The sequence below is a fragment of the Kitasatospora sp. NPDC002040 genome, assembly GCF_040296785.1.
Lineage (GTDB): Bacteria > Actinomycetota > Actinomycetes > Streptomycetales > Streptomycetaceae > Kitasatospora.
In genome coordinates this window covers 100,655-122,228 of the sequence record NZ_JBEOXV010000017.1, presented here as the reverse complement: position 1 = coordinate 122,228, position 21,574 = coordinate 100,655, and the positions used below count along the sequence as shown (strand labels likewise).

Here is a 21,574-nt window from a genome sequence, read left to right as displayed (position 1 = left end):
GGCACGTCGGCGAGGTGACGAACTGCTCAGCATCGGTGCGGTGCTGACGTACCTTCGGGACGACTTTCCCGAGGTCACCATCTCGAAGATCCGCTTCCTGGAGGCGGAGGGCCTGGTCGAGCCGCAGCGGACCCCCTCGGGCTACCGCAAGTTCAGCCCGGCCGACCTGGACCGGCTGGCGTACGTGCTGCGGATGCAGCGCGACCACTACCTGCCGCTGCGGGTGATCCGCGAGCACCTGGACGCGATCGAGCGCGGTGAGGCGCCGCCCGCCCTGCCCGCGCCGGACAACCGGCCCGGGCCGGTGGAGGAGGCCGACCGGGAGCTGGTGGCCGGTACCGGCGGCGGCGTGCGGCTGGGCCGTTCCGAACTGCTGGCGGCCGCCGAGGCGGGCGAGCGCGAGTTGACGGAGTGGGAGTCGTACGGACTGGTCTCGGCCGGCCCGGACGGCGGCTACGACGGCGAGGCGCTCCAGGTGGCCCGGTTGGTGGCGGAGCTGGGCCGGTTCGGTCTGGAGCCGCGGCACCTGCGGGCGATGAAGGCGGGCGCCGAGCGCGAGGTGGCCCTGATCGACCAGGTGGTGGCCCCGCTGCGGCGCCACCGCAACCCGCAGACTCGGGCGCACGCCGAGGCCACCGCGCGCGAGCTGGCGACCCTCTCGGTCCGTCTGCACGCGGCGATGGTGCAGGCCGGGCTGCGGGCCAGAAGTTAGTACCGGGCCGGTCGCTGACCGGCTGCGCTTTCATATCCGGGGCAGGGGTCATAGGGTTGCGATGTGAATGAGCTCGACGTCGTGGGTGTCAGGGTGGAGATGCCTTCCAATCAGCCGATCGTGCTGCTTCGGGAGGTAGGGGGCGATCGGTACCTGCCGATCTGGATCGGACCTGGTGAGGCGACGGCGATCGCCTTCGCCCAGCAGGGCATGACGCCGGTGCGGCCGCTGACCCACGACCTGTTCAAGGACGTGCTGGAGGCGCTCGGCCAGCAGCTCACCGAGGTGCGGATCAGCGACCTGCGGGACGGGGTCTTCTACGCCGAGCTGGTCTTCTCCGGCGGGGTCGAGGTCAGTGCCCGGCCGTCCGACGCGATAGCGCTGGCGCTGCGGACCGGTACGCCGATCTTCGGGGCCGAGGAGGTGCTCGCCGAGGCGGGCATCGCGATCCCGGACGAGCAGGAGGACGAGGTGGAGAAGTTCCGCGAGTTCCTCGACCAGGTCTCGCCGGAGGACTTCGGCGGCCAGCAGTAGGCGCGGGGGTGTCCGAACCGGCAGTAGTCCGACTCGCCGTCGGCCGCAAATCCAGTTTTGCCAAAGGGCGTTCGTCTACCCACACTGGGGTCACGAAAAACCACTCGGCCGAGTGACATTGGCACCGGACCCCGGCGTGGCGATCGTTGACGGGTCCTGGGCGACTGCTTACCGTCAGGAGTGGCTCCGGTCGGTTACGCCTTCCGGGGCGCGACCGGGCATCAGGACGAGCGGACGGAGGTAGGCATGAGCGGCATGGGCGACGAAGCAGCCGTCGGAGGCCGGTGCTCCGTGCACGTCCCGCGCTCCGCGCGCAGTGTGCTGGAGCGGGCCCGGGAGGGCGCCGGGCCGGACCAGGAGCTGCCGAGAGTCGGCCGGTTCCCGGCGGTGCAGGCGGGCCAGCCCGAGATCGAGCGGCTCGCGCCGAGCTCGGCCCTGGTGGGCTACCGGGGTCCGACCGCGTGCGCGGCGGCCGGGATCACCTACCGTCAGCTGGACTACTGGGCCCGGACGGGCCTGCTGGAGCCGAGCGTGCGGACGGCCTACCCGGCCAACTCGCAGCGGCTGTACAGCTTCCGCGACATCCTGCTGCTGAAGATCGTGAAGAAGCTGCTGGACGCCGGCGTCTCGCTGCAGAACATCCGGGTGGCGGTGAGCCACCTGCGCAGCACCGAGAGCGAGGACCTGACCGGTCTGACCCTGATGTCCGACGGTGCCACCGTCTACGAGTGCACCTCGCCGCAGCAGGTGGTCGACCTGCTGAAGGGCGGTCAGGGCGTCTTCGGAATCGCCGTCGGCGCGGTCTGGCAGGAGCTGGAGACGACGCTCGGGCGGCTGCACGCCGAGCGCACCGACACCGGCGAGACCCTGGTCGGGCAGGACCCGGCCGACGAACTGGCCCAGCGGCGCAACCGCGCGGGCTGACCGGGCGTCGCCTTCCCCGAGAGAACGATCAAGGGGGAGTGCGGGATGCGTCGAGCGGTGCAGCGGCGGCTGTTCCAGGCCGTGGTGGCGGCGAGCGCGGTGGCGCTGGCGCCGATGAGCTGGCTCTGGCTCGGTGCGGGGGACCGGGTCGGCACGGTGGCGCAGGCGCCGAGCGCGCCGGTGGCGGTGGTCTTCGGGGCCGGGCTGTTCGACGGCAAGCCCTCGCCGTACCTGGCGCACCGGCTGGACGCGGCGGTGACGCTCTATCAGGACCACCGGATCCAGGCCGTCCTGGTGACCGGGGACAACAGCCGCACCGACTACGACGAGACCGACGCGATGCGCACCTACCTGGTCGAGCACGGGGTGCCCGCGGTGCGGGTGGTCGAGGACTACGCGGGCTTCGACACCTGGGACTCGTGCATCCGGGCCCGGAAGGTCTTCGGGGTGGAGCAGGCGGTGCTGATCAGTCAGACCTTCCACGTCCGCCGGGCGCTGGCGCTCTGTCAGGCGGCGGGCATCGACTCGTACGCGGTCGGGGTGGACGAGGGGCACAACGCCACCTGGTACTACGGCGGCCTGCGGGAGCTCCCCGGCGCGGGCAAGGCGGCGCTGGACGCGCTGCTCGAACCGGACCCGCAGTTCCTCGGGGACCGCGAGCCCGGTCTCGGCCGGGCGCTCGCCGACGCCGCCCGCTGAGCCGGACCCGGCGCCGCACCTGACCAGGTCGGCCGGATGGTCCGGGAACTGTCGTACCCCTGCGGGATGATCGGCGGGTGCGGTCAGTGCCGAGCATCCTCCACCTCGACATGGACGCCTTCTTCGCGGCGGTGGAGCAGGCGGCCAAGCCGAGCCTGCGCGGGAAGCCGGTGATCGTCGGCGGCCTCGGCGGCCGGGGCGTGGTCTCCACCGCCTCGTACGAGGCGCGGAAGTTCGGCGTCCACTCGGCCATGCCGATGGCGCAGGCCCGCCGGCTCTGTCCGAACGCGGCCTTCCTGACCGGGCGGTTCGAGGCCTACCGGCAGGTGAGCGAGCTGGTGATGGGCCTACTGGGGGAGCTCTCGCCGCTGGTCGAGCCGCTGAGCCTGGACGAGGCCTTCGTCGACCTGGAAGCGGGCCCGTACGGCGAGCTGCTGGCGGCGGCCGGGCCGGGCGGTGCACCGGAGCTGATCGTGGCGATCGCGGCCGACCTGCGGGCGGACATCACCGAGCGGACGGGCCTGACCGCCTCGGTCGGGCTGGCCACCTCCAAGCTGATGGCGAAGATCGCGTCCGAGCAGGCCAAGCCGGACGGGCTGGTGCTGGTCGAGGCGGGCCGGGAGCGGGCGGTGCTGTCCCCGATGCCGGTCCGGGCGCTGCCCGGGGTCGGCCCGGCCACCGAGCAGGCGCTCAAGCGGGTCGGGCTGGGCCGGGTGGCCGATCTGACGGCGGCGGGGGAGGCCGAGCTGGTCCAGCTGCTGGGCCGTTCGCACGGGCTGGGCCTGTTCCACATGTCGACCGGTCAGGACGAGCGGCCGGTGGTGGCGGACCGGGACGCCAAGTCCGTCTCGGTCGAGGACACCTTCGAGGTGGACCTGCTGGACCGGGGCCGAGTGCTCCGGGAGATCGACGTGCTGACGGCCCGTTGCGTCCGCCGGCTGCACGCGAGCGGCCGCTCGGGGCGGACGGTGGTGCTCAAGGTGCGGCGGTTCGACTTCTCCACCCTGACCCGGTCGGAGACGCTGCGGGCGCCGACCGACGACGAGTCGGTGATCGCCGAGACCGCCCGGCGGCTGGCGCTCCAGGTGGACATCACCGGTGGGGTCCGGCTGCTCGGGGTGGGGGTCTCGCAGCTGGCCGACTTCACCCAGGAGGACCTGTTCGCCCAGGCCGAGCAGGCGGAGCGGGCCGAGCGGGCGGCGGTGGAGGAGGCCGAGGAGGCGCCGGCCGAGCCGGAGCAGCCGGTCGAGGAGGGCCGGCACTGGCGCCCCGGGCAGGACGTGACGCACGCCCTGCTCGGCCCGGGCTGGGTGCAGGGCAGCGGGGTGGGGCGGGTGACGGTGCGGTTCGAGACCCCGCAGAGCGAGATCGGCCGGGTCCGCACCTTCGCGGTGGAGGACCCGGAGCTGGCACCGTCCCGGCCGCAGCCGCTCCGCCCCGGCATGGTGCTCCCGGACGAGGAGGAGTGAGGGAACGGAAGCGGCCCCCGCACCGTGTCCAGCGGTGCGGGGGCCGATCATCCGGCCGGGCCCGGGTGCGGTCGTGATGCCCTCACGTACCGCCGTCGGCCCGGCGACCGCGCGCCACCCGTCCCTGAGCGCGCGCGGTCGGACGCCTCGTCAGGCGTCGGTCTTCACCAGCTCCGGCGCGGAGGCGGCAGCCTCGACCGGGGCGGAGTCGGTCTTGATCCGGCGGATCGCGAACGGCACCACCGCGGCGATCAGGCAGACCACGGCGGCCACCCAGAAGGCGTGCTTGTAGGCGTCCAGGGTGGGCAGCGGGACCGGCAGCTTCGGGATCAGGTCGCCGGTCAGGATGGCGCCCATCACGGCGGTGCCGATGGCGCCGCCGACGGTGCGCAGCACGGCGTTCATGCCGTTGGCGATGCCGGACTGCTCGACCGGGACGGCGCCGTTGATGTAGGCGGGCATCGCGGCGTAGGCGAGGCCGACGCCGAGGCCGAAGACGGCGGAGGACAGGTAGATGTCGCCCTCGGCGCCGTGGCGCAGGGCCAGGTAGACCATGCCGGCCGAGCCGAGCAGGCCGCCGAGCACCAGCGGCAGGCGCGGGCCGCGGCGGGCGATCAGCAGCGCGCCGACCGGGGCGGCCACCATCGAGCCGACGGCGGAGGGCAGCAGCATCACACCGGCGTGCAGCACGCTGGCGGTGAAGCCGTAGTGGGCGAGCTTCTCCGGGGTCTGGGCGAAGTTGCTGATCACCATGAACGAGCCGTACATGCCGAAGCCGATCAGCAGCCCGGAGAGGTTGGTGAAGGCGACGGCCGGACGGGACATCATCTTCATGTCCACCAGCGGGTGCTTGACCTTGACCTCGATCACGCCCCAGACCAGGGCGATCACGGCGGCGGCGGCGAACAGGCCGAGGGTGCGGTTGGAGGTCCAGCCCCAGGTGTTGCCCTGGCTGACCGCGACCAGCAGGGCGGAGAGCCAGCCGGCCAGGGTGATGGCGCCGAGCGGGTCGGCGCCGCCGTTCTTGTCCGTCACCGGGTCGGTCGGGACCCGGAAGATCACCAGGACCACGGCGAGCAGGCCGAAGGCCAGGCCCATCCAGAAGATCGACTTGTAGTTCCAGTGCTCCAGCAGCAGGCCGGTGGCGACCAGGCCCAGGCCGCTGCCGACGCCCATCGAGGCGCTGATCAGCGCGACGCCGCCGGTGACCTTCTCCTTGGGGAGCTCGTCCCGGACGATGCTGATCGCCAGCGGGAGCACCCCGCCGCCCGCGCCCTGAAGGACGCGGGCGACCACCAGCCAGGTGAAGGAGTGGGTGCCGACCGCCAGGGCGGACCCGGCGACCAGGCCGCCGAGCGAGACCAGCAGCATCGGCTTGCGGCCGCGCAGGTCGCCGAAGCGGCCGAGCAGCGGGGTCAGTACGGCGGCGGACAGCAGGTTCGCCGTCATCAGCCAGGTGATGTTCGAACCTGAGACGTCCAGTTCCTTGGCCAGTGACGGCAGGATCGGGACGACCGCGGTCTGCACCACGCTGAACGCCAGCATCGCCAACACCAGGGCGGGGAGCACGCGCGCGCTGCTCGGCCTCACGGATTTTCCTCCAGTTCGGGCCACCCGGGCAGAGAGCTTCAGGTGGGAGAAAGTCAATGAACTGAAGTAAAGATGCCGACAGATACTTCACTCTGTCAAATATTGCTTGGTGAAGCTTTGGCAAAGTGGTGCGGCGTCAGGCCGGACGGAGCGGTTCCGGGCGCAGCTGGGACGTGTTCGAAGGGGCCTGCGCCGGGGCGGCGGGCGGCTCGGGCGCGGTGGTGGCGTCGTGGATCTCCACCTGCTCGCGGCGCAGCTCGTCGCGGATCACCGCCTCCTCGGTGTAGCGCTCGACCACCAGGCGGACCCGCTCGATCGGCGCCAGGTACTTGCGCACCACCGGTCGCTCCTCCCGGAGCGTCACCTCCTCGACCGCCTCGGCGATCTCCTGCTCGCTCAGCGCCGCCCGCTCGGCCTCGGTGACCGGCACCCGCTCGACCCGGACCCGCTCCTTCACCACCGGCACCTTGCGCTCGACCGCCTCGGTGGTGACGTACTTGCGCAGCTTCGCCGTCCCCAGCACGTGCCACTCGGTGGTGACGTCCAGCCGCTCCTCGCGGCAGGTGATCTCCACCGGGCCGGCCGGTGCGTTGCCCGGCACGGTCGGGACGGTGGCGTGGGCGGGGGGAGCGGTGCCGACCGACTCGGGCTGCTTGGCGGCCGGGGTCTCGGTGGTGGCGGTGAAGGCCATCGGAGCGGCGGTCATGGTCGGGGCGGGTGAAGCGTTCACGCTGGTTTCCTTGCTGAGGGTGCCGACTGTGCCGAAGTCGAGGTCCTTGGCGGACCCCGACCCGTTGCTGGCCGCGGCTGCGGCCGCCGCTGCGGTCGGGGCAGCGGCACCGCCCGCGTCCAGGCCGTAGTAGCGGTAGAGCTGGAGCTCCTGGGCGGGGGAGAGGTGCTGGCCGACCCCGAAGTCGGGCGAGTCCTTGATCAGCGACTTGTCGTACGGCACCTTGAGCTCCTCCCCGGAGAACTCGCTGGTGGTGAGCGGGACGAAGGCGTCCCGGCCGAAGATCCCGGTCCGGACGGCGGCCCACTCCGGCTCACCGGTCGCGTCGTCCAGGTAGACCTCGTCGACCGTGCCGATCTTGTCGCCGTTCCGGTCGACCGCCTTGTGGCCGATCAGGTCTCGCGGGTCGATGTCGGTCTGCACGCTGTCCTCCAGCAGGTACGAAAGCCCCGTTGACACTCCGTCAGGGGGCGGCCGAAGGAGCTGGACGGCCGCACTTCACACGAAAAGCCATCAATCGGACGGCGGCGAGCCGGATGCGGCCGTCCGGGAGCGGACTGGGCCGTTCGGGGGCCGCCTGCCGCCCCCGGAGTGACCAGGGGCACCCGTGATCTGCGGCGCTTGCGCTGGTACCCTGGGCCCCGACTGCCGAGCCCGCTCGGGAGAGTCCCCGCACCGCAGACGTGGTGTCACGGGGACGCCGAAGGAGCAAACCCTCCCCGGAATCTCTCAGGCATCCGTACCGTGCGGGGTAGGTCACTCTGGAAAGCAGGGCAGGACCGACGGCGAAGGGGCCGACGGGACCCACCCTCACCGACGGTGCAAGCCGACGGGGCGGCTCAGGCCGTCCCGCGCGGGCGAAGCTCTCAGGTACCGATGACAGAGGGGGAGGCCTGACGGGCTCGTTCGTCCCCGGCCCCGCTGTCCCACGGCGGCGTTGCCGTCCGGCGTGCGTGCCCCCGCCGGTCCGTGACCAGGAGGCCTCGACCCCCATGAACGCCCAGCCGACCCTCACCGAGCTCGAGCAGTCGAGCCCCTTCGAGAACCGTCACATCGGCCCCGACGCCGCCGCCCAGGAGAAGATGCTGGCGCAGGTCGGGTACGGCTCGCTGGACGAGCTGTCCGACGCGGCCGTCCCGGACGCGATCAAGAGCCTGACCGCGCTCGGCCTGCCGGCCGGCCGGAGCGAGGCCCAGGTGCTGGCCGAGCTGCGCGGGCTGGCCTCCCGCAACGAGGTGCTCCAGCCGATGATCGGCCTGGGCTACTACGGCACCTTCACCCCGCCGGTGATCCTGCGCAACGTGCTAGAGAACCCGGCCTGGTACACCGCCTACACGCCGTACCAGCCGGAGATCTCGCAGGGCCGGCTGGAGGCGCTGATCAACTTCCAGACCCTGGTCGCCGACCTGACCGGTCTGGACACCTCCGGTTCCTCGCTGCTCGACGAGGGCACCGCCGCCGCCGAGGCGATGGCGCTGGCCCGCCGGGTCACCAAGGTCAAGGGCGGGGTCTTCCTGGTCGACGCCGACACCCTGCCGCAGACCATCGCGGTGATCCAGACCCGGGCCGAGCCGACCGGGGTCGAGGTGGTCGTCGCCGACCTGTCCGACGGCATCCCGGCCGAGATCGCCGAGCGCGGCGTCTTCGGCCTGCTGCTCCAGTACCCCGGCGCCTCCGGCGCGGTGCGCGACCTGGCCCCGGTGATCGAGCAGGCGCACGGCCTGGGCGCGATCGTCGCGGTCGCCGCCGACCTGCTGGCGCTCACCCTGCTCAAGTCGCCCGGCTCGCTCGGCGCCGACATCGCCTGCGGCACCTCGCAGCGCTTCGGTGTCCCGATGGGCTTCGGCGGCCCGCACGCCGGCTACCTGGCGGTCCGCGCCGCGTACGCCCGCAACCTGCCCGGCCGCCTGGTCGGCGTCTCGGTCGACGCCGACGGCAACCGCGCCTACCGGCTGGCGCTGCAGACCCGCGAGCAGCACATCCGCCGCGAGAAGGCCACCTCCAACATCTGCACCGCCCAGGTGCTGCTGGCCGTGATGGCCTCGATGTACGCGGTCTACCACGGCCCGGACGGTCTGGCCGACATCGCCCGCCGGACCCACCGCTACGCCGCCGCGCTGGCCGAGGGCCTGCGCGCGGGCGGGGTCGAGCTGACCACCGGTCAGTTCTTCGACACCGTCACCGCGAAGGTGCCCGGCCGGGCGGCCGAGGTGGTCGCCGCCGCGCGCGCCAACGGCGTGAACGTGTTCCGGGCGAGCGAGGACCTGGTCTCGGTCTCCTGCGACGAGACCACCACCCGCGAGCACCTGGCCGCCGTCTGGGCCGCCTTCGGCGTCACCGCCGGCGAGGTCGCCGAGACCGCCGACGCGCTGCCCGCCGCGCTGGTCCGCGAGGACGAGTACCTGACCCACCCGGTCTTCCACAGCCACCGCTCCGAGACCGCGATGCTGCGCTACCTGCGCCGCCTCTCGGACCGGGACTACGCGCTGGACCGCGGCATGATCCCGCTGGGCTCCTGCACCATGAAGCTCAACGCGACCACCGAGATGGAGCCGGTGACCTGGCCCGAGTTCGGCCAGCTGCACCCGTTCGCCCCGGTCGACCAGGCCGCGGGCTTCCTGACCCTGATCCGCGAGCTGGAGCAGCAGCTGGTCGAGGTGACCGGCTACGACGCGGTCTCGATCCAGCCGAACGCCGGCTCGCAGGGCGAGCTGGCCGGTCTGCTCGCGGTCCGGGCGTACCACCGGGCCAACGGCGACACCCAGCGCGACGTCTGCCTGATCCCGGCCTCCGCGCACGGCACCAACGCGGCCTCGGCCGTGATGGCCGGCATGCGGGTGGTCGTGGTGAAGACCCTGACCGACGGCGACGTCGACGTCGAGGACCTGAAGGCGAAGATCGAGCAGCACCGCGACCAGCTCTCGGTGCTGATGGTCACCTACCCGTCCACCCACGGCGTGTTCGAGACCGAGATCACCACCATCTGCGCCCTCGTGCACGAGGCCGGCGGCCAGGTGTACGTGGACGGTGCCAACCTGAACGCCCTGGTCGGCCTCGCCAAGCCGGGCAAGTTCGGCGCGGACGTCTCGCACCTCAACCTGCACAAGACCTTCTGCATCCCGCACGGCGGCGGCGGCCCGGGCGTCGGCCCGGTCGCGGTGCGCTCGCACCTGGCGCCGTACCTGCCGAACCACCCGCTGCAGTCCGAGGCGGGCCCGGCCACCGGCGTCGGCCCGATCTCGGCCGCCCCATGGGGCTCGGCGGCGATCCTGCCGATCTCCTGGGCGTACGTCCGGCTGATGGGCGGCGAGGGCCTCAAGCGCGCCACCCAGGTCGCGGTGCTGAACGCGAACTACATCGCCAAGCGGCTCGCCCCGCACTTCCCGGTGCTCTACACCGGCCCCGGCGGTCTGGTCGCGCACGAGTGCATCATCGACCTGCGCCCGCTCACCAAGGAGACGGGGGTGACCGTGGACGACATCGCCAAGCGCCTGATCGACTACGGCTTCCACGCCCCGACCATGTCCTTCCCGGTGGCCGGCACGCTGATGATCGAGCCGACCGAGTCCGAGGACCTGGGCGAGATCGACCGGTTCTGCGAGACCATGATCCAGATCCGGGCCGAGATCGAGAAGGTCGGCAGCGGCGAGTGGGCGGCGGACGACAACCCGCTGCGCAACGCCCCGCACACCGCCGCCACCATGGCCGGCGAGTGGAACCACGGCTACTCGCGCCAGGAGGCCGTCTTCCCGGCCGGCGTGAACCCGGCGGACAAGTACTGGCCGCCGGTGAGCCGGATCGACGGCGCGTACGGCGACCGCAACCTGGTCTGCTCCTGCCCGCCGCTGGACGAGTACGGCTCCTGAGCAGGTGACGGGTGCCCCCGGCGGAGCCACTCCGCCGGGGGCACCCGTCTTGGTGCTAGGAGGCGATGGCCAGCGGGCGGCGGGGCCCGACCACCCGGCCGTCGGGCATGAGCTCGCCGGTGTCCTCGAAGAGCAGGACCCCGTTGCAGAGCAGGCTCCACCCCTGGTCGGGGTGGCAGGCCACGGTGACGGCCGCCTCGTGGTCGGTGGAGTCCGCGGACGGACACTCAGGACGGTGCTGGCACATCTTCGTACCCTCGCTTCGCTTGCGACCCGGTCGGCCGGACGCAAGCAGCCCCCCTGGGTTGCCCCGCCCCGACGATCCGATCCCCTGCCCGGCCCAGGTGTGAACCGGCGCTCCGACGGGTAGGACAGGTCGCCCCCCGCGTCGGTTCCCAGTGTCGTCATACCGGGGCCGTCCCGCAGCGATTTCGTGACATGCGCCACAACTGGATCGCAGGGATCACCCGTTCAGATGGCGCCCGGCTCCGGGCGTGCCGGAACGGGCCATCGGCGGCTGACCCGGGTGGGTTGCCGCCGATGGCCCGTTCGGGCGCGGAATCAGGACCGGCCGAGCGCCAGCGGCCGGGTCAGCAGGGCGAGCAGCTCGCCGGCCGGGTAGACCCGGTGCGCGGTGATGCCGAGCGGGGCCGGGGCGAGCGGGATCAGCAGGTCGACCGAGGGGCCGGGCTCGGGGTGGTGCAGCCAGAGCGCGGTGGCGTAGTGGCCCGGCATGGAGAGCAGTCGGGGCTGGTGCCTGGCGCGGGAGGCGAGTGCGAGCTGCCCGGCCTGGCGCAGCGCGCGCAGGGTGGAGTCCGGATAGGGGCCGGCGGTGAAGTGGGAGAAGGTGTGGCCGTCGGCCGATTCGACCACCTCGGCCGCGGCGGCGGTCTCATTGCCGGCCCGGATCAGGAACCGCCAGCCCGTTCGGCGGGCGGTGGCCAGTGCGGCACCGGGCTCGTCGAGCACGTGCACCGCGAGCGGGTGCGCGGGTAGCAGCCGACCGGCGCCGCGCAGGGCGGCGGCGGAGGGCAGGTCGAGCGCGGTGGTGCTGTCGAGCGCGCCGAGGACGGCGCGCAGAGCGCTCAACGGGGGCTGAGGGGTCTGCAGAGTCATGGCGGGTCGCCTCTCCGTGCTAGATCGGCGTGCGAGTGCGGCATACCGGCGTGGCAGTGACGGAACCTGGGCCGTGTCCGGTTGGGCATGATCGCGGCGCGGGCGCGGGCCTGCCGTCGCGAGGTCTTCGGGAGCGGCAGGCGCCGGGCGAGGGCTGTGCGAATTCTACTCGAACAGGTGCACAGGGTGACCTTCTTATCACGTTCGGTGTGCGATGGCAAGTCGGGAATTCACTGACGTGCCGTCAACAACCTTGTTCGGCCGCTGTGTTAGGGCCGGGGGCTAGGGATCTTCCGGTGGGGCATGATGCAGGGACGGTCGACCTAGGTGAAGGGGCACCCATGGGCGAGAAGGTCGTGGCGACACGCGCGGAACTGTCCGATCGGCAGCTGTACCGGCGGAAGCTCCAAGCCTGTCAGGACGCCCTGGAGCGGATGCTGCGCGAGGGGCGCTTCGACCGGCCGAAGGCCATGGTCGGCCTGGAGATCGAGCTCAACCTGGCCGACGACCTCGGCCGTCCGGTGATGCGGAACGAACAGGTGCTCGCCTCGATCGCCTCCGGCGACTTCCAGACCGAGCTGGGCCAGTTCAACATCGAGCTGAACATCGCCGCCCGCCGGCTCACCGGCCACGTGCTGGACGAGCTCCGCGAGGAGATCGACACCGGCCTGCGCTACGCCGACCGGAAGGCCGAGGAGGTCGGCGCCCGGATCGCCATGGTGGGCATCCTGCCGACCCTGGACCTGGACCACACCGGCCTGGACGCGATGTCGCACAACGACCGGTACACCCTGCTCAGCGACCAGATCATGGCCGCCAGGGGCGAGGACATCGCACTCGACATCGAAGGGGTGGAGCGGCTCCAGGTCGAGTCGGTGACGATGGTCGCCGAGGCCGCCGCCACCTCGCTGCAGCTGCACCTCCAGGTCACTCCGGAGCGGTTCGCCCCGGTCTGGAACGCGGCCCAGGCGATCTCCTCGGTCCAGCTGGCGCTGGGGGCCAACTCGCCGTTCCTGTTCGGCCGGGAGCTCTGGCGGGAGACCAGGCCGGTGCTGTTCCAGCAGGCCTGCGACACCCGTTCGGCCGAGCTCAAGGCGCAGGGGGTGCGCCCGATCACCTGGTTCGGCGAGCGCTGGGTGGACTCCGCGCTCGACCTGTTCAGCGAGAACCAGCGCTACTTCCCCGCCCTGCTGCCGATCTGCGACGACGAGGACCCGGCCAAGGTGCTGGCCTCCGGCGGCATCCCGAAGCTGGCCGAGATGCGCCTGCACAACGGCACCGTCTACCGCTGGAACCGCCCGGTGTACGACGTCGCCGACGGCGTGCCGCACCTGCGGGTGGAGAACCGCTGTCTGCCGGCCGGGCCGACCGTGGTCGACACCCTGGCCAACGCCGCCTTCTACTACGGACTGGTCCGGGTGCTGGCCGAGCAGCCCAGGCCGATCTGGACCAGGCTGCCGTTCGAACGGGCGGACGAGAACTTCCACACCGCCGCCCGGTACGGCATCGACGCCGTGCTCCAGTGGCCGAAGGCGGGCCGGGGCGCCAAGGGCACCGTCCCGGTGGCCGCCACCGAGCTGGTGCTGAACGAGCTGCTCCCGTTGGCCCGTCAGGGGCTGGACGAGTGGGGCGTCGAGCCCGGCGACCGGGACCGCTACCTCGGCATCATCGAGCAGCGCTGCGTGCGCCGCACCAACGGGGCGTCCTGGCAGGCCGCCACGGTGCACCTGCTGCGCGAGCGGTACGGGATGGACCGCTCCTCGGCGATCGCCGCGATGACCCGGCGCTACCTGGAGCACATGCGCGGCGGGGAGCCGGTGCACACCTGGCTGGTGGGGTGACGGGTCGACAGGTGGTCCAGACCATCGGGCGAGTTGTTCGAACAACCTGCGGTCATCGGGCCGCCATTTGATCAATGCTGGCTGTACATCTCGGGCAATTAGACATAGCGGGTCCGGGCCGAACAGTGGCCCTGTGCTGTGAACGAGGAGCACCCCGATGAGTCCCGAAGTCTCACGCCGCACCCTGCTCGGCGGCGCCGCCGCGGCCGCCGTCCTGTCCGCCCTGCCGCTCAGCGTCCGGGAGGCGCTGGCCGCGCCGGGCAGGCCCGGCAAGCTGACGGACATTCAGCACGTGGTGGTGCTGATGCAGGAGAACCGGTCGTTCGACCACTACTTCGGCACCCTGCCCGGGGTGCGCGGCTTCGGTGACCGCAGCGCCGTGCGCGGGGTGAACGGGCGCTCGGTGTTCCACCAGCCGGACGCGTCCCGGAAGGAGGGGCACCTGCTGCCGTTCCCGATGAACGCCGCGCACACCAGCGCGTACCAGCAGGGCGCGCCCGCCTTCGGCTACGTCGACTCGATGAAGGCGTGGAACGACGGCCTGGCCGACGGCGGGGTGTCCCGGCGCTCCTCGGGCTGGCTCGGCCAGGGCTACTACGAGCCCGCCGACATGCCGTTCTACAACGCGATCGCCTCGGTCTTCACCACCTGCGACCACTACTTCGCCTCGGTGCAGTGCAACACCAACACCAACCGCGACCACTTCATGACCGGCACCAGCGGCGGCACCGTCCGGGACGTCCCGGTGACCGACAACAGCTACATCGCCGGCGGCTACGAGTGGACCACCTACGCCGAGCGGCTGGAGCGGGCCGGGATCAGCTGGCGGACGTACCAGGCGCTGGACAACTACGACGACAACGCGCTGGCCTGGTTCGCCCCGTTCCAGCGGGCGAAGCCCGGTGAGTCGCTGTACGAGCGCGGCATGAAGATGGTCGGCGACCCGGCGAAGAAGAACGACCCGTTCGCGATGGGCGACGCGCTGGTGGCGGCGTTCACCGCCGACGTCCAGGCCGACGCGCTGCCGCAGGTGTCCTGGCTGGTGGCGCCCGCCGCGCTCTCCGAGCACGCCAACTACGCGCCGCCGAACGGCGAGCACCTGACCTCCCGGCTGCTCTCCGCGCTGGCGGCCAAGCCCGAGGTCTGGGCCAAGACCGTCTTCATCCTCAACTACGACGAGCACGGCGGCTTCTCCGACCACCTGCTCCCCCCGGTGCCGCCGCTGGCGGCCGGGCGCGGCAGCTCCACCGTGCCGGTGGACGGCGAGGTGGTGGTCCGGGTCAGCAAGGGCACCGCCACGTACCACCGGGTGGTCGGCCAGGACGGCCGGTACCGGGTGAAGGCCGCCGACGGCTCGCTCACCTGGTCGGACACCCTGCCCGCCGGGGAGACCGTGGTCTCCGGCCCGTACCCGATGGGCCTGGGCGTGCGGGTGCCGATGGTGGTGGTCTCGCCGTGGACCCGGGGCGGCGTGGTGGACTCCACCGTCTACGACCACACCTCGGTGCTCCGCTTCCTGGAGCAGCGGTTCGGCGTGGCCGAGCCCAACATCAGCCCCTGGCGACGGTCCGTCACCGGCGACCTGACCTCGGTCTTCGACTTCTCCGGCCGCGACCCGGTCTGGCCGCAGCTGCCCGACACCAGCGGCAACCGGCAGAAGGTCACCGACACCGGCAAGCTGCCGGCGCCGACCGTGCCCAGCCCGCAGGTGCTGCCCAGGCAGCAGCAGGGGACCCGGGCGGCCCGGCCGAACCCGTACGTACTGCGGCTCAAGCCCCAGGTCCGGCAGGGCCAACTGACCCTGGAGCTGGCCAACCAGGGCAAGCAGGGCGCGGTGTTCGCCGCCTACCCGGCCCCCGGCACCCCGCCCCGGCACTACACCGTGGCCGCCAAGGACCGGCTCTCCGACAGCTGGGCGATCGGCCCGGAGGGCTACGACCTGCGGGTGCACGGCCCGAACGGCTCGCACTGGCACCTGCGCGGCGACGCCGCCGGGGCGTACGAGGTGGAGCTGTTCCCGGAGTCCGGCGCCGAGCGGGTGCTGGAGTTCCACCTGATCAACCGTTCGAAGAACCCGCAGGTCTTCCTGATCGGCGACCTGGCGTACGGCGGCGGGGTGCAGGAGGTCCGGATCACCGGGCAGGACACCCGGCCGGTCCGGGTCAAGGTCAACCGCGAGGGCTGGTACGACCTGGCGATCTCGGTCCAGGGCGACCTGACGTTCCGTCGGCGCTACGCCGGGCGGATGCCCGGCCAGGAGCAGGGCGTGACCGACCCGGCGATGGGCCTGGCCGACCTGCTCGCCCTGGACGTGGCGCTGGGCGCGGCCTCGGCCACCGTCGACGAGGCGATCCTGCTCCCGGGCCGGGCCGCCCGGGTGACCGCGCGCTTCACCGCCGCCGCCGCGCTGGCCGGCGTCGAGGCCCAGCCGGTGCTGCCGCCGGGCTGGACCGCGAAGGTGGTCACCGCGCCGCCCGCCGCACTGGCCGAGGGCGCCACCGCGACGGCCGAGTGGGAGGTGCAGCCGCCCGCCGTGCTGCCGGACGGCGCCACCCACCGGATCCTGGTCACCGCCCGGGCCCGGGCCGGGGAGCGCTTCGTGCTCGCCGACGGCGAACTGGCCGCCAGGACCGCCCCGGTGATGGCCGGTCACCTGCTCGGCGAGGACTTCGAGTCGCTCGCCCCGCTGCTCGCTCCGATCGGCGGCGTCTCCGGCTGGACGGCGCAGGCCCCGCAGGGGTGGTCGGTGCTGAACGCGCCGGGCATGCCGCAGGGCACGGCGCGGCTGCAGGGCTGGACCTTCCACACCAAGCGCGCCTGGTCCAACCCGGCCGGGCAGGACCGGGGGGCCTTCACCCGCGGCCTGGGCGTGCTCGCGGTGGCCGACCCGGACGACTGGGACGACACCGGCGCCCCGTCCGGCAAGGGCAAGTTCGACTCCACCCTGGTCTCGCCCGCCGTGGCGATCCCGGCCGGCACCGGCACGCTGCACCTGGGCTTCGACTCGCACTACCGCCAGGAGGCCCCGCAGAAGGCCGCCGTCACGGCCGTCTTCGACACCGGCCAGGAGGTCCGGCTGGTGTTCTGGAGCTCCGACGCCACCGGCAACGACAACGCGGGCAAGGACGTCCAGAACAGCTTCGTGACCCGGCAGTTCGCCGTCCCGGCGGGGGCGGGCTCGGTGACGCTGAAGTTCCGGATGTACGACGCGGGCAACAACTGGTTCTGGGCGGTCGACCACGTGCGGCTCGACGTGCGGCCGATCCAGGGCTGATCCGTCCTCAGACAGGTATGCGAGGATGATCGGCCCGGCGGTCCGCCGGGCCGATCATCGCGTTGGAGTCCAGGTGACGACTGTTTCGACCCCGCCGGAGACCGCCGGGATCTCGCGCAGGCTGCTCGGGATCGAGCTGCTGGTGGTGCTCGGGCTCTCGTTCGGGATGAGCGGGCTGGGCGCGCTGATCAGCTTCCTCGGTTCGGTCACCGAGCCCGCGGCGCTGGCCAAGCAGGTGGCCACCCTGAACGGCTCCCGGGCGCCCGGCCGCCCGTGGCTGGACCTGGCCTGGCAGCTGTACTACATCGGGCGCGGCCTGATGCCGGTCGCCCTGGTCGGCTACCTGCTGGTGCGCGAGGGCGTCTCGCTGCGGGTGCTCGGCTTCGACCTCCGGCAGAAGTGGCGCGACCTGGGCCGGGGCACGGCGGTGGCGGCCGCGATCGGCGGCTCCGGCCTGCTGCTCTACCTGGCCTCGCAGGCGGCCGGCTTCAATCTGACCGTCGCCCCGTCCGGACTGCCGGACGTCTGGTGGCGGGTGCCGGTGCTGCTCGGCTCGGCCTGGGAGAACTCGATCGCCGAAGAGGTGATCGTGCTCGGCTACCTGCTGCGCCGGCTCGGGCAGTTGGGGTGGGGCTGGCCCGCCATGGTGGTGGCGGGATCGCTGCTGCGCGGCTCGTACCACCTCTACCAGGGGGTCGGCGGGCTGGTCGGCAACATGGTGATGGGCGTGGTGTTCTGCCTGCTGTACCGGCGCTGGGGCCGGGTGATGCCGCTGGTGGTGGCGCACGGGCTGATCGACACCGTCGCTTTCGTCGGGTACGCGCTGCTGGCGGGGCACGTGAGCTGGCTGCCCACGGGCTGACGGGCTGACGGGCCCCACGCGTTGACGGGCGCCGGGGTTGACGGCCCGTCGGCTCAGGCGGAGAGCCGGCGGAGCCGGCCGACGGCGGGCGGGCGGCTCAACAGCCGGTCCACGTGGTGGCGTTGCAGCCCCTGGCCGGGGTCGATCCGCAGCAGCAGCTGGTCCCGGCGCAGCAGGCTCCGGCGGAGCAGGCTGCCCGGGATGATGTCGTCGATCCAGGCGAACGGACGGCCGTCGGCGTACCGGAGCAGCGGCGCCCACTTGTGCGCGGCGAACAGGTCCATCAGCGGGACCTTGGGGTCGTCCGGCCGGGGCACGTACCCCGTGAACCGGACCACCGGCAGCTCGGGCAGGCCGAGCCGGGGCCCGATGTGGACGTTGGCCCGCTCCTCCCAGGTGGTGGCCCAGCAGAGTTCGTACGACTCGGCCAGCTCGCGCAGCCAGTGGCCGTGGCGGGCGGAGAGCAGCACGGCGTAGCCGAGCAGGGTGTGGGTGTCGAAGTCGTCGTCCGGGTGCGGGCAGACCGGGTTGAGGACTCCGTCGACGTCCAGGAACAGCAGCGGCTTTGGCACTTGGCTCCCCCCAAGGTGACACCGTTGTCACATGGTCGGACGAACGAACCCGGGGGACGGTTGCCTCAAGTCACCCGGAAGTGACGGTTTCCCGTTCCGGTACAACGTCCGGGGCGGCCCGGCGGAGGCGGCGGACCTGGGGCTCGGCCAGCACCAGCAGCGCGAGCAGCGCGATGAGCGCCGTACAGGTCCAGAGCGCGCCGCGCATCCCGAGCACCAGGGCGAGCGGTCCGGCGGCGGCGGTACCGATCGGCATCAGGGCGAGCGAGCCGAAGTGGTCGTAGGCCGAGACGCGGGAGAACAGCTCGGCCGGGACCTCCTGCTGGAGCGCGACCATCCAGTTGACGCCGAAGACGGTGATGCCCGCGCCGCTGACGAACATCGCCGCGCAGAGCACCGGCAGCGGGGCGGCGGCGGCCAGCGCGGCGGCCGGGAGGGCGAACAGGAAGACGCCGTAGTTGCCGACCAGCAGCAGGCGCTGCGGCTGCCAACGGACCATCAGCGGACCGGCGGCCAGCAGACCGAGGCCGAACGCGGCGAGGGCCAGGCCCCAGGCGTCCGCGCCGCCGAGCCGCTCCTTGGCCACCACCGGGCCGTAGACCGACTCGACCGCGCCGAGCGCGGCCATCACCACGCTGAACTGGAGCACCACCACCCAGAGCCACCGGCGGCCGGCGAACTCCCGCCAGCCGTCCTGGAGATCGGCCAGCAGACCGCCGGCCTCCCCGGCCCGGTCGGTCAGGGTGTTCGGCTCCAGCAGCAGGCGCAGCGCGGCGGCCGCGGCGAAGCCGACGGCGTCGATCGCCAGTACCCAGCCGGGGCCGACCGCGGCGACCAGGGCGCCGCCGAGGGCGGCGCCGCCGATCTGGGCGCCGTTGAGCGCCATCCGGAAGACCGCGAAGGCGCGGGAGGCGTGCTCCTTGGCCACCGACTCCATGATCATGCCCTCGGAGGCCGGGGCGTAGAACGCGTGGCCGATGCCGCCGGCGGCGGAGAGCAGGAGCAGGTGCCAGAGCCGGGCGGTGCCGGTGAGCACGGCGGCGGCCAGCAGCGCCTGCGAGAGCGCGCTGAACAGGTTGGCGGCGACCATCACGTGGTGGCGGGGGAGGCGGTCGGCCAGGGCGCCGCCGAGGAGCAGGAAGAGCACCATCGGGGCGATCCGGGCGGCGGTCACGTAGCCGACGTCGGTGGTGCTGCCGCCCAGGTCGAGGACGGCGAAGGCGGTGGCGATGGGGGCGCCGGCGTTTCCGAGGCCGCTGATGACGGTGGCGGCCGTCTGGACCCGGTAGTTGCGGCCGGCCCAGGGGAAACGGGTGCTGTTCACCTGCGTGACTATGGCTGGCGGCCGCGCAGGTGTCATCCGAATATCGGGACGGGCGGGCCCGGCGCGGCCCGAGGGTCCGGGACGGGCGTCAGCCGAGGTGGGCCCAGAGGAAGGTGAGGGTGCGCTGCCAGGCGATGCCGGACTGCAGACGGTCGGACCCGTCGGTCATGAAGGCGTGGTCGGCGGGGTAGAAGTGCAGCTCGGGGCGGACGTCGGTGGCCTCGCCGAGCCGGATCGCGGCCTCGTCCACGGCCGGGACGGGGACGGTCCGGTCGGATTCGGCGAAGTGGCCCAGCACGTGGGCGGTCAGGCCGAGGTAGCTGAACTCCGGGTCCGCCGGGAGGCCGTAGCAGGCGACCACGGCGGCGACCCGGTCGCCCTCGGCGGTGGCCAGCTCCAGGGCCGCCCCGGCGCCGGGGCCGAGGCCGACCACCCCGACGGCGTCGCCGACCACCTGGTCGTGCGTCAGCAGCTGCTCCGGCCCGGCCGGGCCGGTGAGCACCGCGAAGCCCTCGGCCAGCAGGCGTTCGACCAGCGGGCCGGGTTCGGTGCCGGGCTCGGGGAGCAGCAGCACGCCGGGGCCGATGCCCTGGGCGGGCAGGATGACGTCCACTCAGCCCATCTCCTCCAGGGACTTCCCCTTGGTCTCCTTGATGCAGTACGCCACGAAGGGGATGGAGAGCAGGGCGAAGGCCGCGTAGATGACGTAGGTGGCGGAGAGGTTCCAGTCCGAGAGGCTCGGGAAGCTGACGGTGATCGCCCAGTTGGCGATCCACTGGGCCGAGGCGGCCACCGAGAGGGCGAGCGCGCGGATCCGGTTGGGGAACATCTCGCCGAGCAGCACCCAGACCACCACGCCCCAGGAGAAGGCGAAGCAGAGCACGAAGACGTGCGCGGCGACCAGCGCGACGGTGGCGTGGGTGTCGTCCAGGGTGGCGGTGTCGCCGGTGCCGTGCCGGTACGAGAAGGCCCAGGCGGCGGTGCCGAGGGCGGCGGCCATGCCGATCGAGCCGGCCAGGGCGAGCGGCTTGCGGCCGATCCGGTCCACCAGGGAGATCGCGATCACGGTGCCGACCACGTTGACGATCGAGGTGGAGAGGCTGATCAGCAGCGAGTTGGACTCGTCGATGCCGACCGACTGCCAGAGGAAGGAGGAGTAGTAGAAGATCACGTTGATGCCGACGAACTGCTGGAAGGCCGAGGCGCCGATGCCGATCCAGACGATTGGCAGCAGGCCGAACCGGCCGCCCAGCAGGTCCCCCAGCCGGGGCTTGTGCGAGGTGTCCAGCACGGCGCGGATCTCGGCCACCCGGGCGTCCAGGTCGACGCCCTCGCCCTCGACCTCGAGCAGGACCTTGCGGGCCTGGTCCTCGCGGCGGTCGGCGATCAGGTAGCGCGGCGACTCCGGGATGGCCAGCGCCATCACGCCGTAGACGACGGCCGGGATGGTCTCCACGCCGAGCATCCACTGCCAGGCCTGGATGCCGCCGAGGTGGCCGGTCGAACTGCCGCCGGCCGCCTCGTTCAGCGCCCAGTTGGCGAGCTGGGAGACGGTGATGCCGAGCACGATGGCGAGCTGCTGGAACGAGGCCAGCCGCCCCCGGTAGGCGGTCGGGGCGACCTCGGCGATGTAGGTCGGGGCGATCACCGAGGCGATGCCGATCGCGATGCCGCCGATCACCCGCCAGAAGCCGAGCATCTCGATGTTGGGCGGGAACATCGAGCCGATGCCGCTGATCGCGAACAGGGTCGCGGCCAGCAGCATGGTCCTGACCCGGCCCAGATGGTCGGCCAGCCGCCCGGCCAGCACCGCTCCGACCGCCGAGCCGAGCAGGGCGATCGCCACCACGAAGGCGGTCTCGCCGTTGCCGACGCCGAAGTGGCTCTGGATGCCCGTCACCGCGCCGTTGATCACGGCGCTGTCGTAGCCGAACAGGAAGCCGCCCATGGCGGCGGCCGCCGAGATGAAGACGACGTGGCCCAGATGGGCCTGATCGGCAGGCTGGGCCGGAGAGGTGGTGGACAGGACGCGCTCCCTAGGGTCGACGGCCCACCGGTGCG

At 72.5% G+C, this 21,574-nt stretch carries 17 protein-coding genes and 1 riboswitch; of the genes, 9 read left to right on the top strand and 8 right to left on the bottom strand.

Annotation, left to right across the window (positions count from 1 at the left end):
- Positions 1-22 precede the first annotated feature (22 nt).
- The 5 genes from ftsR (at position 23) to ABT118_RS27755 (ending at position 4,338) form a co-directional block, all read left to right on the top strand.
- On the top strand, positions 23-712 hold the full coding sequence (gene ftsR / locus ABT118_RS27775; protein ID WP_350674778.1) for a transcriptional regulator FtsR: 690 nt from the start codon (positions 23-25) through the stop codon (positions 710-712).
- A 63-nt stretch (positions 713-775) separates the two neighbouring features.
- Positions 776-1,246 carry a bifunctional nuclease family protein gene (locus ABT118_RS27770; RefSeq protein ID WP_350674752.1) on the top strand — a complete coding sequence of 157 codons (471 nt, stop codon included), beginning with the start codon at positions 776-778 and terminating at the stop codon, positions 1,244-1,246.
- A 246-nt stretch (positions 1,247-1,492) separates the two neighbouring features.
- Entirely contained in the window at positions 1,493-2,170 is a 678-nt protein-coding gene (locus ABT118_RS27765; protein ID WP_350674749.1) for a MerR family transcriptional regulator, read from the top strand.
- A 45-nt stretch (positions 2,171-2,215) separates the two neighbouring features.
- On the top strand, positions 2,216-2,869 hold the full coding sequence (locus ABT118_RS27760) for a SanA/YdcF family protein (RefSeq protein ID WP_350674746.1): 654 nt from the start codon (positions 2,216-2,218) through the stop codon (positions 2,867-2,869).
- A gap of 77 nt (positions 2,870-2,946) precedes the next feature.
- The gene (locus ABT118_RS27755) at positions 2,947-4,338 is read left to right on the top strand and encodes a DNA polymerase IV (protein ID WP_350674742.1); all 1,392 of its coding nucleotides are present in this window, start codon (positions 2,947-2,949) and stop codon (positions 4,336-4,338) included.
- A gap of 150 nt (positions 4,339-4,488) precedes the next feature.
- On the opposite strand, the gene ABT118_RS27750 is transcribed toward ABT118_RS27755, so the two are convergent.
- Positions 4,489-5,928, bottom strand: coding sequence for an MFS transporter (locus ABT118_RS27750; RefSeq protein WP_350674739.1), 1,440 nt, complete (start codon positions 5,926-5,928; stop codon positions 4,489-4,491).
- Positions 5,929-6,064: 136 nt separating this feature from the next.
- Positions 6,065-7,117, bottom strand: coding sequence for a PRC and DUF2382 domain-containing protein (locus tag ABT118_RS27745; RefSeq protein ID WP_350674735.1), 1,053 nt, complete (start codon positions 7,115-7,117; stop codon positions 6,065-6,067).
- A 190-nt stretch (positions 7,118-7,307) separates the two neighbouring features.
- Positions 7,308-7,413, top strand: a riboswitch (glycine riboswitch).
- 237 nt (positions 7,414-7,650) lie between these two features.
- On the opposite strand from ABT118_RS27745, the gene gcvP reads away from it, so the two are divergent.
- Positions 7,651-10,524, top strand: a complete 2,874-nt coding sequence (gene gcvP / locus ABT118_RS27740; protein WP_350674732.1) for an aminomethyl-transferring glycine dehydrogenase — start codon at positions 7,651-7,653, stop codon at positions 10,522-10,524.
- Between the two features lie 55 nt (positions 10,525-10,579).
- On the opposite strand, the gene ABT118_RS27735 is transcribed toward gcvP, so the two are convergent.
- Together ABT118_RS27735 and ABT118_RS27730 are read right to left on the bottom strand one after the other, a co-directional pair.
- Positions 10,580-10,771, bottom strand: coding sequence for a DUF5999 family protein (locus ABT118_RS27735; protein ID WP_350674729.1), 192 nt, complete (start codon positions 10,769-10,771; stop codon positions 10,580-10,582).
- 314 nt (positions 10,772-11,085) lie between these two features.
- Positions 11,086-11,640, bottom strand: a complete 555-nt coding sequence (locus tag ABT118_RS27730) for a hypothetical protein (RefSeq protein ID WP_350674726.1) — start codon at positions 11,638-11,640, stop codon at positions 11,086-11,088.
- Positions 11,641-11,981: 341 nt separating this feature from the next.
- On the opposite strand from ABT118_RS27730, the gene ABT118_RS27725 reads away from it, so the two are divergent.
- From ABT118_RS27725 to ABT118_RS27715, 3 genes are all read left to right on the top strand, one after another.
- Complete coding sequence (locus tag ABT118_RS27725) at positions 11,982-13,481, top strand: glutamate-cysteine ligase family protein (RefSeq protein ID WP_350674723.1); 1,500 nt, start codon at positions 11,982-11,984, stop codon at positions 13,479-13,481.
- 157 nt (positions 13,482-13,638) lie between these two features.
- Positions 13,639-16,755 (top strand): phosphocholine-specific phospholipase C, encoded by a 3,117-nt coding sequence (locus tag ABT118_RS27720; protein ID WP_350674720.1) that lies wholly within the window; start codon positions 13,639-13,641, stop codon positions 16,753-16,755.
- Between the two features lie 73 nt (positions 16,756-16,828).
- Complete coding sequence (locus ABT118_RS27715; protein WP_350674717.1) at positions 16,829-17,617, top strand: CPBP family intramembrane glutamic endopeptidase; 789 nt, start codon at positions 16,829-16,831, stop codon at positions 17,615-17,617.
- A gap of 53 nt (positions 17,618-17,670) precedes the next feature.
- Here ABT118_RS27715 and ABT118_RS27710 read toward each other — a convergent pair whose 3' ends face one another.
- From ABT118_RS27710 to ABT118_RS27695, 4 genes are all read right to left on the bottom strand, one after another.
- The gene (locus tag ABT118_RS27710; RefSeq protein WP_350674713.1) at positions 17,671-18,189 is read right to left on the bottom strand and encodes an HAD domain-containing protein; all 519 of its coding nucleotides are present in this window, start codon (positions 18,187-18,189) and stop codon (positions 17,671-17,673) included.
- 70 nt (positions 18,190-18,259) lie between these two features.
- Complete coding sequence (locus ABT118_RS27705; protein ID WP_502884693.1) at positions 18,260-19,549, bottom strand: MFS transporter; 1,290 nt, start codon at positions 19,547-19,549, stop codon at positions 18,260-18,262.
- Between the two features lie 52 nt (positions 19,550-19,601).
- Complete coding sequence (locus tag ABT118_RS27700; RefSeq protein ID WP_350674707.1) at positions 19,602-20,126, bottom strand: dienelactone hydrolase family protein; 525 nt, start codon at positions 20,124-20,126, stop codon at positions 19,602-19,604.
- A complete protein-coding gene (locus ABT118_RS27695; protein WP_350674776.1) occupies positions 20,127-21,539 on the bottom strand; it encodes a sugar porter family MFS transporter in 1,413 nt (470 codons plus the stop codon).
- Between the last annotated feature and the right edge of the window lie 35 nt (positions 21,540-21,574).